At 50.0% G+C, this 14,780-nt stretch carries 13 protein-coding genes; 6 read left to right on the forward strand and 7 right to left on the reverse strand.

Features of this window, described 5'->3' with window-relative positions; genetic code table 11:
- Nucleotides 1-43: 43 nt before the first annotated feature.
- The 5 genes from pstA to FJQ58_RS16485 all read right to left on the reverse strand — a co-directional run bounded on the left by pstA (nucleotide 44) and on the right by FJQ58_RS16485 (nucleotide 6,736).
- Complete coding sequence (gene pstA, locus FJQ58_RS16465) at nucleotides 44-919, reverse strand: phosphate ABC transporter permease PstA (protein WP_139995321.1); 876 nt, start codon at nucleotides 917-919, stop codon at nucleotides 44-46.
- A gap of 1 nt (nucleotide 920) precedes the next feature.
- Nucleotides 921-1,784 carry a phosphate ABC transporter permease subunit PstC gene (gene pstC, locus FJQ58_RS16470; protein ID WP_238404105.1) on the reverse strand — a complete coding sequence of 288 codons (864 nt, stop codon included), beginning with the start codon at nucleotides 1,782-1,784 and terminating at the stop codon, nucleotides 921-923.
- A gap of 190 nt (nucleotides 1,785-1,974) precedes the next feature.
- Nucleotides 1,975-2,976: a PstS family phosphate ABC transporter substrate-binding protein gene (locus FJQ58_RS16475; protein ID WP_139995325.1), complete on the reverse strand. Its 1,002-nt coding sequence runs from the start codon at nucleotides 2,974-2,976 to the stop codon at nucleotides 1,975-1,977.
- A 99-nt stretch (nucleotides 2,977-3,075) separates the two neighbouring features.
- On the reverse strand, nucleotides 3,076-4,353 hold the full coding sequence (locus tag FJQ58_RS16480) for a methyl-accepting chemotaxis protein (RefSeq protein WP_139995327.1): 1,278 nt from the start codon (nucleotides 4,351-4,353) through the stop codon (nucleotides 3,076-3,078).
- Between the two features lie 310 nt (nucleotides 4,354-4,663).
- Nucleotides 4,664-6,736, reverse strand: coding sequence for a beta-galactosidase (locus FJQ58_RS16485; protein ID WP_139995329.1), 2,073 nt, complete (start codon nucleotides 6,734-6,736; stop codon nucleotides 4,664-4,666).
- 121 nt (nucleotides 6,737-6,857) lie between these two features.
- Here FJQ58_RS16485 and FJQ58_RS16490 point away from each other — a divergent pair, with 121 nt between their 5' ends.
- The 5 genes from FJQ58_RS16490 (at nucleotide 6,858) to FJQ58_RS16510 (ending at nucleotide 12,004) form a co-directional block, all read left to right on the forward strand.
- A complete protein-coding gene (locus tag FJQ58_RS16490) occupies nucleotides 6,858-7,706 on the forward strand; it encodes an AraC family transcriptional regulator (protein WP_139995331.1) in 849 nt (282 codons plus the stop codon).
- A gap of 855 nt (nucleotides 7,707-8,561) precedes the next feature.
- The gene (locus FJQ58_RS16495) at nucleotides 8,562-9,746 is read left to right on the forward strand and encodes a M20 family metallopeptidase (protein WP_139995333.1); all 1,185 of its coding nucleotides are present in this window, start codon (nucleotides 8,562-8,564) and stop codon (nucleotides 9,744-9,746) included.
- Nucleotides 9,747-9,782: 36 nt separating this feature from the next.
- Nucleotides 9,783-10,541, forward strand: coding sequence for a threonine/serine exporter family protein (locus FJQ58_RS16500; protein ID WP_139995335.1), 759 nt, complete (start codon nucleotides 9,783-9,785; stop codon nucleotides 10,539-10,541).
- 24 nt (nucleotides 10,542-10,565) lie between these two features.
- Complete coding sequence (locus FJQ58_RS16505; protein ID WP_139995603.1) at nucleotides 10,566-10,994, forward strand: threonine/serine exporter family protein; 429 nt, start codon at nucleotides 10,566-10,568, stop codon at nucleotides 10,992-10,994.
- Between the two features lie 53 nt (nucleotides 10,995-11,047).
- Complete coding sequence (locus tag FJQ58_RS16510; RefSeq protein WP_139995337.1) at nucleotides 11,048-12,004, forward strand: phosphotransferase; 957 nt, start codon at nucleotides 11,048-11,050, stop codon at nucleotides 12,002-12,004.
- Here FJQ58_RS16510 and FJQ58_RS16515 read toward each other — a convergent pair.
- Complete coding sequence (locus FJQ58_RS16515; protein ID WP_139995339.1) at nucleotides 11,995-12,843, reverse strand: lipoate--protein ligase family protein; 849 nt, start codon at nucleotides 12,841-12,843, stop codon at nucleotides 11,995-11,997. The two genes, FJQ58_RS16510 and FJQ58_RS16515, sit on opposite strands and share 10 nt — an antisense overlap.
- A gap of 231 nt (nucleotides 12,844-13,074) precedes the next feature.
- Here FJQ58_RS16515 and FJQ58_RS16520 point away from each other — a divergent pair, with 231 nt between their 5' ends.
- Nucleotides 13,075-13,941, forward strand: a complete 867-nt coding sequence (locus FJQ58_RS16520) for a helix-turn-helix domain-containing protein (RefSeq protein ID WP_139995341.1) — start codon at nucleotides 13,075-13,077, stop codon at nucleotides 13,939-13,941.
- A 30-nt stretch (nucleotides 13,942-13,971) separates the two neighbouring features.
- Here the strand turns inward: FJQ58_RS16520 and FJQ58_RS16525 are convergent, their stop codons facing one another.
- Nucleotides 13,972-14,694 carry a response regulator transcription factor gene (locus FJQ58_RS16525; RefSeq protein WP_139995343.1) on the reverse strand — a complete coding sequence of 241 codons (723 nt, stop codon included), beginning with the start codon at nucleotides 14,692-14,694 and terminating at the stop codon, nucleotides 13,972-13,974.
- Nucleotides 14,695-14,780 lie beyond the last annotated feature (86 nt).

Below are 14,780 nucleotides of genomic sequence, written 5' to 3' on the forward strand. Positions count from 1 at the left end.
CGTATTCCTCCTAAAATGTGTGGGCTTCCGCTTGCTATTTTCGTTAAACGTTCTTCTGATACTTGTTGCGAAGCAAAATAGCCGAGAAGTTCATCAGCAGCAGAAGCGCGAGCAACACGATAATACCGCTGGCTGCCAGCTCCTTGAACTCAAGCTGAGGCTTGGAGAGCCAGTTGTACACTTGAATCGGAATAACGGTAAACGAATCCTTGAGGCCATCAGGCAGAAAGGCAACGTAGGTCAAAGCTCCAATCATAACGAGCGGCGCCGTCTCGCCGATTGCGCGCGACATCGCCAGAATGACGCCCGTCAATACGCCCGGCAGCGCGGATGGCATTACGGAACGGTATACCGTTTGCCACTTGGTTGCCCCGAGCGCAAACGAAGCATCGCGACGTGATTTCGGAACCGCGCGAATCGCTTCCTGCGCCGATACGATAATAATCGGAAGCACCAGCAGCGTCATCGTAAGCGCGCCGGCAATCAGGCTGCGGTCAAGCGAGAGTAGCCGCACGAACAGCGTTAAGCCCAAGATGCCGTACACGATGGAAGGAACGCCAGCTAGCGTACTGATATTGAGCTGGATGATGCGGGTAAGGCGGCCCTTCTTGGCGTATTCCTCGAGATAAATCGCTGCTCCGACGCCAAAGATAAAGGAGATTGGCGCCATGATCAGCAGCATGTAGATCGTGCCGACAAGCGCGGACTTCATCCCCGAGCCGTCCGCCTTGCGGGACGGAAAGTTCGTGAACAGTTCCGGCTGCAGGCGGGCAATGCCATCAACCAATATATCTACGATTAACGCGCAAAGCGCGAGAACGCCAATCGAGGTAGCAATGACGAACAAAATATGGAGATACCAATCGGTTTTGCGCCTATTTGCGATTTGCTTACGGTTCGCATCTTGAAATATGTTCATCCTAGTACTCCTCCCTGAATTTTCTTGCAATGTACTGGGCAAGAATATTGAGCAGGAATGTAATGACGAACAGCGTCATGCCGACCGCAAAGATCGATCCGTACTCAATCGTTCCGTGCGGCGTATCCCCGAGGCTCACCTGTACGATATAAGCCGTCATCGTCTGAATGCTCTCCAGCGGATTAACGGTCATGTTCGGCGTCGAGCCTGCGGCTACCGTTACGATCATCGTCTCCCCGATCGCACGGGAGAACGCTAGCACCGCCGATGCTACGATACCCGAGAATGCAGCGGGCACAACGATTTTCAAAGCAACCTCAAATCTTGTCGCGCCAAGCGCATAAGCGCCGTCCCTTAGGCTGCGAGGTACTGAAGACATCGCATCCTCACTGAGCGAGGAAACCATCGGAATAATCATGATGCCGACAACGATACCGGCGCTAAGCGCATTAAATACTCCCGCGCTGTGAAAAATACTTTGAATAAGCGGTGTTACCAGGCTAAGCGCAAAGTATCCGTATACGATGGTCGGAACGCCGGCAAGCACCTCAAGAATCGGCTTAACAATCTTGCGTACCCGCTTTGGCGCATATTCCGATAAGTAAATGGCGCTCGCTAGACCGAGTGGAATAGCGACTAGGCAAGCGATAAACGTAATCATAAGCGTGCCGGAAAGAAGCGGAAGAACGCCGAAGCTTTTTGGCGGGATTAACGGTGACCATTTGGTCCCAAACAAGAAATCAAAAATCGGTATTTTCTGAAAAAATTGATACGTTTCCGAGATGAGTGTGACGACAATTCCTATCGTTGTAAGCACGGAAACCGAAGCGCATAGAAACAACAGGACGGGCATCACTTTATTCATGATGCTTACGCGTTTATTTTTGAAATCATAAATTTCCTTGCTAGCTGTTTGAGCCTTGCTAACCGTTTGTAACCCTTGGCCTGGCATTGCGGCGTCCCCCTTCTTGCCTTTACAATTCGTTTACATATGTGCCGAGAAAAATGTGATGTCCCTCGAGACACCACATTTTTTTCGTCCTGCGTTTTGCTGCTTATTGGATTTTTGCCGCTTCCGTAGCGTATTGCTCATCTGGAAGGGAAACATAACCAACTTCGCCTGCAAATGTTCCAATGTTGTTGATGTAGTATTTTACGAATTCTTTCACTTCAGGACGCTCAAGCTCTTTTTTGTTAACGTAGATGAAGAGCGGACGGGACAATGGAGCGTAGCTGCCATCTTTAATAGTGTCGTAAGTTGGTGTAATCGCGCCTTTGCCTGCTTCTACTGGAACGACTTTCAATTTATCTTGGTTTTCTTCGAAGTAAGCAAAACCGAAGTAGCCAATGCCGTATTTGCTGCCTGCTACGCCTTGTACAAGCGCGTTGTCATCTTCGGAGAAGCTGATCGCTTTATCGTTACGGATACCTGCTTTTTCAAGAATAGCTTCGTTAAAATAGTCGTAAGTTCCGGAGTCAGCGCCTGGCGAGAACATAACGATTGGCTCAGCCGGGAAGGAATCACGAACGTCTTTCCAAGTTGCAACCGTGCTGCCTGTTACGAAAATTTTGTTCAGCTCTTCCACTGTCAAGTGGTCGATGAAGTCATTGTCTTTGCTAACGACTACCGACAGACCGTCGAATGCTACCGAAAGCTCCGTGTACTCAATGCCCGCGGTTTGGCAAGCTGCTGCTTCTTCATCCTTGATCGTTCTGGATGCATCTGCAATTGCGATCTCGCCTGCGCAAAATTGTTTGAAGCCGCCGCCCGTACCCGATACGCCGACAGGAACGCGAACGTCTTTGTGTTCTTTATTGAACTCTTCCGCAGCTGCTTCCGTTAGAGGAAACACGGTGCTTGAACCGTCAATTTTAATTTCGCCCGACAATTTAACCGCATCATTCGTTGGTGCGTTTGTAGCTGCGTTATTCGTAGAACCTGTATTTTCTGAGCCTGTATTTCCGCCATTTGTATTATTACCGCATGCAGCCGCAAATGCGAGCAGCACCACCATCGACAACATCAAGATCCCCTTAAAGCCTTTCTTCTTAAACAACTCTACCACTCCTCTTATTTTTCTCTTAGGGTCAGCCCCTGTGCCTCTTATACTACTAGCCGTTTGTAAACCTCGTATTCTGTTTTTGTAAACTCCATGTTAAAAATAAGATTGCTGCAATTTTTTCATTTCTCCTGCGACATGAACCGATTGCTGATGCGCTTGCTCGGATAACGTACCAATCTCCTTCGCGCTGTTCCGGTTGTCCGCTGCCGCTCGGAACAAGCGATTGAATGCCTCAACAGCCTCGTTGACATGCGCTTCGCTGGCTGCCGTCTCGGAGCGTCCAGCATGCGCAAGCGAAGTCGTTTGCGCGATCGCCTCCAGAATCGTTTTGGTCAAAATCGTAATCTCATTGGCAAACAGCTTCGTTTGGCTGGCCATCTTCATCACTTCGCCAGCAACTACCGCAAATCCGCGACCGTGCTCCCCTGCGCGAGCTGCTTCAATAGAAGCATTCAGCGCAAGCAGGTTGCTTTGCTCCGCCAGCTCTTTAATCGATTGGGATACCTTGCTGATCGAACCCGCTTCCGCTTGCAGCTTGGTCATCCGGTTTTCTTGCTCCTCCGAATGAGCCGCAATTGCGCCAAAAGCCTTTGTCACCTTATCCAGCTCATTCTTGCCTGAAAGCGTCAAGTCCACCATCTCAACAGAAAGCGTCTCGCCCTGCGAGGTGGATTCCCGAACGCTGCTCACGGCTTGTTCAATTTCATTCACGCGCTGCTCTGCCGAACGAATAACGCTCATTTGCGCATCGACGGCCTCCTGCTGCAATAAGCGAGAAAGCTTCAGCATATCGGAGACGGTCAAGATGCCCGCAAGCCGCTCGTTTAAAGTAACGATTACGCAGTCGTAAAGGACGCTATCATGGCGGCTTAAGGCACTATCGATCAGCTGCTGCGGAGAAAATTCATAATCCACCATCAACGGACTTGCATCCATCAGCTTCGTAATCGGCTTGTCGTCATAGAGGTCTGCGCTGAAGCGATGGCCTAGCTTCAAGAAGAAACGGTTGCGCATCATAAGGCCAATGGGCTCCCGTTTCTCCCCCGTAACGATCAAGCATTCGCAATCCGGATGCTTCTTAAAGACGCCAATCGTTTCCCGGCACGTTTGCTCTGCTGTGATCGTCGGAACCTGCCGCAAGAAATGCTGCAGCTTCGCCCCCTTGCCTGCTTTAGGCCGATCATCCATTTGAGTCGCCTCCCCTGGCTTCTCCATGATGGCTTGTCCATTCTTAGCTGATGCTCCGGCTGCACTTCTAATCTCCGGATTGGCTTCCTGTGATCTTGCTCCGCTAGACGGTGTGTTTGCTTCAGCATTCTCTTGCTTTGCCATGTCCGTGTTTTTTTCCTTTTCCAGAACAGTCGCTGTCACTCAGCTTCACCCTTCCTTCTTTTTCCTCTTGCAATCACTATAGGTCCGAAGCATCAACAGCAATGTGCAGAATTGTTATCGCAATGTTAAATTCGACAATATTTTATAAGAATTCAGTAAATGAAACCGAACTCTGCATCCCGCAGCAGGGCAATCAGTCCTATAGGCGCAAAAAAGCCGATCGAGGCGTAAAGGAACATACGCTTCAATCGGCTTTTCAGTTTAATATTAGAAAATAAACGGACCGTTATGGCATTCCACCAATTTCATGGTCATTCTTCGTTCCATTCAAGCTTTTTTCTCTTCGAGATTATGACTGGGATGCGCGTTTCAGAATGCGAACGCTGTACGCGGCAAGCTCAATGCTTTCAGCTACGGCATCGCTCGTCAACAAATCCATATAGCTGCGCCCGTCAAGCTTGAGCGCTACCTCATTGCCCGTAAAGTTGGATACAAACACAAAATCACTTGTGCCATCCGTACGCATTTGAGCAGTTACGCCATCTGGCAGATCGGTTTCTATTACGCGCTTAATACCCTCTTGCTTCACCAAGGCGGATAGGAAATCGTTCGTGAACACGGCATCGTTGCGGGAAGCTACATAATACGCTTTGCCTTCGCCCAACTTGTTAACCGTTAGCGCTGGACGGCCTGCATAGAAATCCTCGCCATAAACCGCAAGCGCCTCCGCGCCTTCAAGATGGATAAGATCGCATAGCTCGCGCGCCGTATATTCGCCGCCAAGCCCCAATGAATTGCCGTCGTGCATAACGACGCGATTCGTATCGTGGTCATGCAGCGAATCCATTTCCTCCGACCAGATGCCAAGCGTCTTGCGAAGCGGCCCTGGGAAACCGTTCAGGAAGCACAGATCTTTGTCATCCACGATGCCTGTCCAATAGGTCGCCACAAATGTCCCGCCATTTGCGACAAAACGCTCGATGCGCTCGCCTACGCCCGGACGAACCATATAAAGCATCGGAGCCACGAGCAGCTTGTATTGATCAAACTCGCATTCCGAATCAATAATATCAACCGGAACGCCAAGATCCCAGAACGGACGGTAGTGGCGTTTGACCGTTTCTTCATAATGAAGGCCGCCGTTGCGAGGGCCTTGCGAGTCCTTCACTGCCCAGCGGTTCTCCCAGTCGTGAATGATAGCAACCTCCGGCTTCACGGTTGTGCCAACGACCTCGGTTAGCTTCTCAAGCGCTGAACCCAGCTCCGCTACGTCACGGAAGACGCGTGTATTCTCATGACCGACATGGTCTACGACCGCGCCGTGCAGCTTCTCGCTTGAGCCTCTGCTCTTGCGCCACTGGAAGTATTGCACCGTATCGGAGCCATGCGCTACCGCTTGCATCGAAGAGAGCATGTGCATGCCTGGGCGCTTCAGCTTGCTGATCTGCTGCCAATTCGTCATGCTAGGCGTGCTCTCCATAAGCATGAACGGCTTGCCGCCGCCAAGCGAACGGAACACATCATGGTTGAATCCGATCCAAACCGCAAGCTCGCTATCGTCTAAGCCGTTGTCATGCCAGGTTGGATAGGCATCCCATGAAATGACATCAAGCAGCTCAGTGAATTTCCAATAGTTGATTGGCTCGTAATCAAGCATAAAGTTGGTCGTAATCGGAAGCTCGCTGTTCGCTGCGCGAAGCGGCTCAATTTCTTTGGTGCAGAAATCAACCGTTTGATCCGTGACGAATCTTTTCCAGTCTACATTCTGGCAATGAACCGCATTCTCGCCGCGAGCCGTTGGCGATTCAATCTGGCTCCAATCCGTATACGTATGGCTCCAGAACGTCGTCCACCATGCATCGTTTAGCGCATCGATCGTTTTATATTTATTTTTCAGCCAGTCGCGGAAAGCTTCCTCACAGTAGGAACAGTGGCATTCGCCGTTAAGCTCATTTGAAATATGCCAGCCAATCACAGCAGGATGCTGGGAATAACGTTCCGCCAGCTTCGTATTCATGATCTTCACTTTCTCGCGGTAGACCGGAGAGCTGAAGCAATGATTGTGGCGGGAACCATGCAGATTGCGAATGCCGTTAGGCGCTACGCGAAGCACTTCTGGATATTTCTGCGACATCCATACCGGGCGCGCTCCGCTTGGCGTAGCGAGCAGCGCGTAGATGCCGTTAGCCGCAAATTTATCAAGCAGCGTGTCTAGCCAGTCAAAGGTAAATACGCCTTCTTCTGGCTCAAGCGCCATCCATGCGAAAATCCCAACGGCCATCACGTTGCAATGCGCCAGCTTCATTAGGCGAATATCTTCCTCCAGCACCTCCGGATACTTCTGCCATTGGTCTGGATTATAATCTGCACCGTGCAGCATTTGCGGTATTTTTCCACTAATCGGGGGGAATTTCAAGCTCATTTCAACAACCTCCAGTTTCATCTTGTATGCAGCCTTCATTGGTTATACTATAATGATATTCATATTATAACTCGTTCATGTGATCAACAATATAATAGTATTTTCGCATATCTTTAAAAATATGAAACAGGAGGTTATCGTTATCGACACCATGGTATTTCCCACGCTAAGTGAGACGGACACGGCTTTGCCGGTCTATTTGACCAGCATCGGACATTGGAGCAACCAAGAGTCGATTGACCGGCCAGGCGGTTATCCTCATTTTCAATGGCTTCAGGTGCTGGCTGGTGCTGGCGAGCTTCGTATAGGGGACCAGAAAATGACCGTCCGGGCTGGACAAGGCTTCTGCCTTTTTCCAAACGAGCAGCATGAATATTATTCCACCCAGGAGCCTTGGGAAATCATTTGGATGAGCTTTAGAGGCGATCTGACCGAAACGCTATTTCGGCAGGCTGGCATTACGCAATCGGGTGTTTATTCCACGGCTGATCATGATATGATTGTTACCCATATGAAAAATATCTATGCGATGACGCAATCCGGCCGATCCTTTCTCGGACTCGAATGCTCAAAGCTGGTTTACATGTTTTTGCTCGATTTGATGAAGGTTATTCTTGTCAGCTCACATTCCGTGGAGCAAAATTATTTGAAGCTGCAGCCTGTCCTTCATTATATAGAAGCAAATTATCATGGGCTTATTACAATAAAGGACCTCGCCGCTTGCATTGATGTCACGCCGCAATATTTATGCTTGCTGTTCAAGAAGGCTTTGAAAATGCGGCCAATGGCGTATGTGAACCGTGAGCGCGTCAATCGCAGCAAGGAACTCATGTTCCGCGAGAGCGACATCCGCATGCATGAAATCGCCCATCGCGTCGGCTTCGACTCGCCCAGCTATTTCAGCTCCGTTTTTCGGCAGCTTGAAGGGCTCAGCCCTGAGCAATTCAAGAAGATTCACGGCATGCGCTAACTGCATTGTAATTTGCGCTTGCAGACTATTAACTATATAGAAATGAAAAATTACGTTTGGTCGCTGCGCGAGTAGATCATTATTTAAGTTCAACTTAGATTAAGTTCAACTTAGAACAACTTCTTAATGCTTTACGTTTTAGTCACTGCGCAAGTAGATCATTCTTACGATCGCGGTTGCAGCCAGATTCTTTGATTGACTAAGACATGTAAAGGTAAGAATCTGACTGCAAAGGCGAGCACTTCGTTTCTCCAGAACGATCTTCTCGCTTCGCTTAAACTTCAGTTTCGAACACACATCATACCGGTCACTGTAAGAACGCTGGTGCGCTTACAGACCACTAACTAGTTACTTTCGACGGCTGTAAGAGCATATAGGTGCTTACAGACCAGCAATTAAGCTTGCGCCTCCATCATCAGAGTGCTGTAAGAGCACTGGTGTGCTAACGGACCACTAACTAGTTACTTTCGGCGGCTGTAAGAGCATATAGGTGCTTACAGACCAGCAATTTCGCTAGCTCGTCCGTCATCCGGATGCTGTAAGAGCACTGGTGTGCTAACGGACCACTAACTAGTTACTTTCGGCGGCTATAAGAGCATATAGGTGCTTACAGAGCAGCGATTATGCTTGCTCCCCCATCTTCAGGGTGCTGTAAGAACGCTGGTGCGCTTACAGACCACGAACTAGTTACTTTCGGCGGCTGTAAGAGCATATAGGTTCTTACAGCCCAACAGACAGACTTGCGAAACCGTCGGCTGAGTACATACGAACTCTGATCCAGCCATTGCGGCTCTCAACTCATGTACTCACAGTTGCACCTAAATTATAGCTAAATAACAGGAGGTTGTTCATAGGATGACACCTAAACAGCTCATCTTTAAAGAAATAGATCACTACGCCGAAGCTTTCCGCATGATCTCACGCGAGGTGGGCAGCCGCCCGGAGCTAGGGCATGAAGAGTTTTTCGCTTCTGAGCTGCTATGTACGGAGCTGGTCAAATATGGCTTCGAGGTAAAACGTGGCATTTTGGACATCGAAACTTCCTTCATCGCCGTTTATGACACAGGCAAGCCAGGGCCTACTGTTGGCCTGTTATGTGAATATGACGCGCTCCCTGACATCGGACATGCCTGCGGGCATCATTTGATCTGCTCGATGAGCGTAGCCGCGGCTGTCGGATTGAAGGCTGCGCTGCAAGGCAACGGTCTTGGCGGAAAAATCCGCATCTATGGCACGCCTGCGGAAGAAACACGCGGCGCCAAAGTGCCAATGGCTGCGGCAGGGTTATTTGACGATTGCGATTTTGCGCTCATGGCGCATCCTTATCATACTTATGAGCGTTCTGGAGAATCGCTTGCGCTCGATGCGCTGCAGTTCGAGTATAGGGGACTTGCCACGCATGCTGCCGCTAGCCCCTATGAAGGCATAAATGCGCTCGACGCGGTGCTTCAGCTGTTCAACAGCGTGAACGCACTTCGCCAGCAGACGCGCAGCGACGCCCGCATTCACGGCATCATCGATAATGGGGGCAAAGCGCCAAATATCATTCCCGACTATGCATCGGCAAAATTTTATGTCCGTTCCGCTTCCCGTACCTACACGAACGAGCTAACCGCTAAGGTGCTGCGCTGTGCTGAAGGAGCTGCCTTGCAGACCGGATGTACACTGACGACCAACCATTTTGAATTTTCATATGATGAGCTGTTAACGAATGAGGCCTTATCCGAGCAATTCAATGCGAATCTGATCGAAGCCGGCATCCCACCGGAACAAATCGAAGTAGGCAAAGACCATGGCTCGCTAGATCTTGGCAATGTATCCGTCCGCTGCCCGGCCATCCATCCCTTTGTCAAGGTGGTACCAGATCGATTGCTGCTCCATACCGAAGCGTTCCGTGATGCGGCCATGACCGATTACGCACTGGACGGCATGCTCTTCGGCGCCAAGATGCTCGCCGCAACGGCTTATGATGTCTTTGCCGACTCAAGCCTGCTCGCCCGTATTCGAACGGAGTTTGAGCAGCAGTTCAAGTCTAGCTAGCGACCGTTCGCACGCTCAAACAAGGGGGCAGCCACCATGGAGAAGAGTATCATCAACAGCCACGAAATTACGCAAATCTGTTTGCTCGCGGGGAAAATCATTTTGCAAAACGGCGGTGAAACCTACCGGGTCGAGGATACGATGGTACGCATAGCTGCAGCATACGGCATCGAGAATTCGCACAGCTTCGTTACGCCGACAGGAATTATATTTGCCATTGACGGCTCGTCACAAATGACTAGGCTTATCCGGATTTCCGAACGCTCGACCAATCTGCTCAAAGTCTCCTTAGTGAACGATATCTCCCGGAAAATAAGCACAGGCACACTTGCGGCAGGCGAGGCTCACCGGCTGCTGCAGGAGATTGATACAAACGCGTTCGTTTATCCCGTTTGGCTAAAAGTTATCGCAGCTGCTATCGCCAGTGGCTGCTTTCTCATCATGTTTCAGGGAAGCTGGCGCGACTTCCTGCCTGTTCTGTTTATAGGCGGGACAGGCTATCTATTTCTCATGCAGCTGCACCGAGTTGTACCCATTAAATTTTTCGCTGAATTCATAACCGCCTTGCTTATCGGTACGTTATCTGTTCTATTTGTACATAAAGGCTTAGGGGTCGACCTCGACAAAATCATAATCGGGTCGGTCATGCCGCTCGTCCCCGGTCTCCATATTACGGCTGCGGTGAGAGACTTAATGGCTGGGCATCTCGTATCGGGACTGTCCAAGGGAGCTGAAGCCTTCCTCACCGCCTTTGCCATCGGAGCCGGCATCGCTGCCGTGCTTTCCTTCTATTAATCTAATCGGAGGTGCATCGCCTTGATGATGCTGGAACAGCTATTCACCAGCTTTATAGCGTCGGCAGCCTTCGGCCTCATCTTCAATGTGCCGAAGCGGACGCTAGCCCACTGCGGGGCAGTCGGCATGATCGGTTGGCTCATTTATATTTGCTGTACCCAACTCGAGCTGGATGCCATACCCGCTACTCTGATCGCCGCTTTTGTCGTGACCGTCATTAGCCAGCTCTTCTCAAAGCTCTACAAAACACCCATTATCGTCTTTAGCGTATCAGGCATCATTCCGCTCGTTCCCGGTGGTCTGGCCTATGACGCGATGAGAAATGTTGTGCTTGATCATTATGATATTGCGGTGCAGCTAGCCGTCAAAGCGTTTATGATCTCGGGAGCAATCGCCATCGGCCTTGTTTTCTCTGAGGTCATTAATCAAATCATTCGGAAATCGGAACGTTAGCTGCTGGAATCAACGGCATTGGGTCCTAAGATATAAAGCAGGGAGGATTGTTTATGCAAGCCATTTTCAAGCCAAACGGAGAAATTGACGAAGCCAAAATATGGCGCAGAGAACCCTTGTATAGAGGAATGAACGGCAGCGAGGTTCAACGTATTTTTATGACCCCCTCGGCTACCGCTATATACAAACCATTGACGAATAATGAACAGCTTGGCAAAGAAGTATGGGTCTACGAGAATATCCTGCCTGCTCTCCCGCCCGTATTTCCACAACTGCTTGCACAATCACAGCCAAACCGTTCATCAACCCCATGGCTGCTATTAGAAGACTTGGGACCGCTCAACCATGTTTTTGATGAAACGACCGCATCCGCCTTACTGGTTCATGTCGCGCAATGGCATGCACTGCCTACCAGGCATTTGCAGCACGCCCCGCTACGCGGACCAAAGCCTTATGCCGATCTGCTTCAAGCCGAGCTATTTCCGGCTGGTACGCCAATGGACAAGCTTGCGGAGCAATGGCCCAGCCTACCTGACTGTATTCTCCACGACATGCTTAGGCAGTTGCGTGATGCAAGCTTTTCGCTGGATGAGCCCGTACTCTCGCATGGCGATCTTCATCTAGGCAATTACGCGCTCGTTGGCGGACAAGTGAAGGTGCTGGACTGGGAGCATGCCCATTTGAACAGCCGATACTGGGATTTGTATCATGTTATCGATCTTTCCCACCCGACATTTCCGAAAGAAATGACCATCGCCGTGCGTGAACAGCTGCTTGACCGCTATTTGCTGCTCACTCAGCCCAACCACACCCCTGCGGCTGCCGCTTCTTTCAAGCGCGGCTATTATTTATATTCATCCTTGTTTTCACTTTGGATGCTGAAGCTCATTGCTAATGACATTCAAATGGATAAAGGCATCTGGCCGTTGAACCATTTGCAGCAGCAGCTCCATGAAGCCGAAGCCAACCTCAATCAATGCGTAGTGAGCTTCATGCAAATTCATTCCTGAATGGCATATCTTTCCCGCAGTACTTTGGACATGGCTAAGATCTGTTCGTGGGTCGGCAGCACAAGCTTCTCTTGCGCTGCTGCCAGTCCATCCTCTGTTTGCTGCGATGTGATGACCTGTTTGATCGCCCGGACGAAAGCCTGTCCCGCGGTTTCTCCAAGATTGGTCAGCTCCTGCAAGCTGGCCGTGCTCTCATTGGTCACGGCCGGATAATCCAAGCTGTCTGCCCCATGACCCGCTTGCTCATAAAACTCCCGCACCTGTTTTGTCCGCTCTTGGCCTGTGCCCTCAGCCACAATAAAGGCTTGCACAATAAAAGCATGGGTCTGGCGCCGCTGCGCGATGCCGCAAAACTTATAGCCGTTTATGCTCAAATCATATTCTCCCGGGCAGTACGCTCCCCGAATTTCCCCTTTATCAACCTGGCGGCCCGTTTCCTTCAAAGCCTCGCTGATCAGCCCATACATCCGTTCAAAGTCGTTGTGAAAATGAAATGAGTCTACCGAAGCCTTCGGCATAATTAACGAAATATTGATTACGCCCAAATCCAGCGGCACCGCAGCACCCCCTGAATTTCGCACCGCTGTCGACCAGCCCTGTGATTGAAGGTAGCGTTCCGCCTCGGCCGCTCCCGGCAGGCGGCTATCCTTTAAACCCATAACAAAACCGCGGGGGTGCCGCCAAATATGGCAAATCGACGGCCCTCCTTTTCCCGTGCTTCGGCACAGCAGCTCATCCAGCGCAAATGCATACAGCATGTCCGGCTCCGCGAGCTCATTCGTCCGATCAAGAAGCAGGATATCAGCCAGCTCCAAAGCCTTCCATTCTTGCTTGTCCATCCCTATCCCTCCAGCCCTCTCCTGCTGACCTGCCGCATATTGTTCTTTGTTTTATTTTAGCGGTTCGCAAGCAATTCTGCACCCTCTTCCCTCACTTCTGGCAAAATACAAATTAACCATTACTGCGTAACGATAATTTTCAAACCGTTATCTCGCTCCCCTTATTGCTAATGGCGAACGCTTTCACTACAATAAGGATATTGTCATGCAGCGCCAAGGGGGAGCTTTATTTTGGAAGTCATAAATGAACAAGTCGCATATGAGAACCCGTTGCTGTCGCTGCGAATTTTTCAAACGATGCGTAATTTGGACGGATTCACGAATTGGCATTATCATAAGCAGCTAGAGCTGCTTCTTATACTCGAAGGAAATCTGGACGTCTACATCGATGAGGAGTGCTTTCATCTCACCTCGGGAGATGTCATGCTGATCGGTGCCTCGGAGCTTCATCGCGACCGCAGCCACGACTCCCTGGATTATATTGTGCTTCAATTCGATTTGGAGCCTTTTTTCGATCAAAGTACCATACCTTATATGCGCTATTTCTCTGAAACACAAATGCCGCTAAGCAAAGCGAATTATATTTTCAAGGAAAACGATGTAGGCAAGCAGCAAACCGCTTCTTATATCCAGCAAATTCTTAACGAAGCGACGAACAAAGAGACGGGCTATGAACTGGCTGTGAGCGTCCTGATCAAGCAAATTCTGCTGCTCCTGCTTCGTCATGACACCCGGAAAGTACTGATCGAGCAGGATAATTTCGACCGTATCCGGCTGAAGCCCGTGCTGGATTATATCGAAAACCATCTCACCGACCGGATTCAAGTAGAAGAAGTATGCAAAATCGCCAATATGAGCTACTACTATTTCGTAAAATATTTCAAAAAAACGATCGGCCTTTCGTTTACGGAATACGTGAACTACCGCAAGGTAAAGTGGGCGGAGCGGATTTTGCTGACGAAGGATTTAAGCATATCGGAGGTGGGCGAGCGGATCGGCATGCCGAATATGGCCCATTTTTATAAAATGTTCAAAAAATACAATGACTGCTCACCGAAGCAATTTCAACGAAAAATGCTGACGTGGAACCGGCAATAGCGCTCCTCAATCAGAAAAAGCTCGTCTACCCTATACTTTCGGGGTAACGAGCTTTTTTGGCATAACGAGTTTGTAGCCTACGCCGCGAATGGATTCAATCTGTACCGATTGCTGGCCAAGCTCCAGCTTTTTCCTGAGTGAGCTTACATGCACATCGACCGTACGCTGGCCTCCGATATAATCAAAGCCCCACACCACGTTCATAAGATCATCGCGTGTGATGACCATACCCGGGCGCTGTACCAGATATAGCAATACTTCAAATTCCTTCGGGCGAAGCGGTATCGTATCTCCGTTTAAAATAACCTCGTACTTCTCCGGATAGATCGACAAGTCGCCGGCAGTAATGACCTTCTCTGTCGATTCAATCGGCTTGCTGTCATCCAGCTGCGTACGGCGAAGCACAGCTGATACACGAGCGAGCAGCTCGGCAACGCCAAACGGCTTTGTAATGTAATCGTCGGCGCCATGCTTCAGCCCCTGTACGACCTCTTCCTCTGCATTGCGGGCGGTCAAAATAATGACCGGCGTTCTTACGCCATTTTGCCGCAGGCGATTCAAAATTTCGAACCCATTCATGCCCGGAAGCATGATATCGAGAATGACCAAATCGAAATTGCGCTGCAAAGCGGTTTGCAAGCCTTCCCCGCCATGATCGATAACGGTCGTTTCATAGCCCTCTTGGGTCAAATTGTACGACAGCAGCCTAGCTAGTGTCGGTTCATCTTCAATGACGAGCACTTTATGCGACATGTTACCTCCAACCTAGCGAACGGCGGCGCCTGAAGACACCGCATCCGCTTATTTAGAACTTTTAAAGCTAGTTTATCATGGTTTCG

Source organism: Paenibacillus paridis, from assembly GCF_006345825.1.
GTDB classification, from domain to species: Bacteria; Bacillota; Bacilli; order Paenibacillales; family Paenibacillaceae; genus Pristimantibacillus; species Pristimantibacillus paridis.

What these genes read in the sequence shown, in the direction of transcription:
- pstA (WP_139995321.1), bottom strand. Translation starts at nt 919, where the DNA reads ATGAACATATTTCAAGATGCGAACCGTAAGCAAATCGCAAATAGGCGC.
- pstC (WP_238404105.1), bottom strand. Translation starts at nt 1,784, where the DNA reads ATGAATAAAGTGATGCCCGTCCTGTTGTTTCTATGCGCTTCGGTTTCC.
- FJQ58_RS16485 (WP_139995329.1), bottom strand. Translation starts at nt 6,736, where the DNA reads ATGAGCTTGAAATTCCCCCCGATTAGTGGAAAAATACCGCAAATGCTG.
- FJQ58_RS16490 (WP_139995331.1), top strand. Translation starts at nt 6,858, where the DNA reads ATGAAACAGGAGGTTATCGTTATCGACACCATGGTATTTCCCACGCTA.
- FJQ58_RS16495 (WP_139995333.1), top strand. Translation starts at nt 8,562, where the DNA reads ATGACACCTAAACAGCTCATCTTTAAAGAAATAGATCACTACGCCGAA.
- FJQ58_RS16500 (WP_139995335.1), top strand. Translation starts at nt 9,783, where the DNA reads ATGGAGAAGAGTATCATCAACAGCCACGAAATTACGCAAATCTGTTTG.
- FJQ58_RS16505 (WP_139995603.1), top strand. Translation starts at nt 10,566, where the DNA reads ATGATGCTGGAACAGCTATTCACCAGCTTTATAGCGTCGGCAGCCTTC.
- FJQ58_RS16510 (WP_139995337.1), top strand. Translation starts at nt 11,048, where the DNA reads ATGCAAGCCATTTTCAAGCCAAACGGAGAAATTGACGAAGCCAAAATA.
- FJQ58_RS16515 (WP_139995339.1), bottom strand. Translation starts at nt 12,843, where the DNA reads ATGGACAAGCAAGAATGGAAGGCTTTGGAGCTGGCTGATATCCTGCTT.
- FJQ58_RS16525 (WP_139995343.1), bottom strand. Translation starts at nt 14,694, where the DNA reads ATGTCGCATAAAGTGCTCGTCATTGAAGATGAACCGACACTAGCTAGG.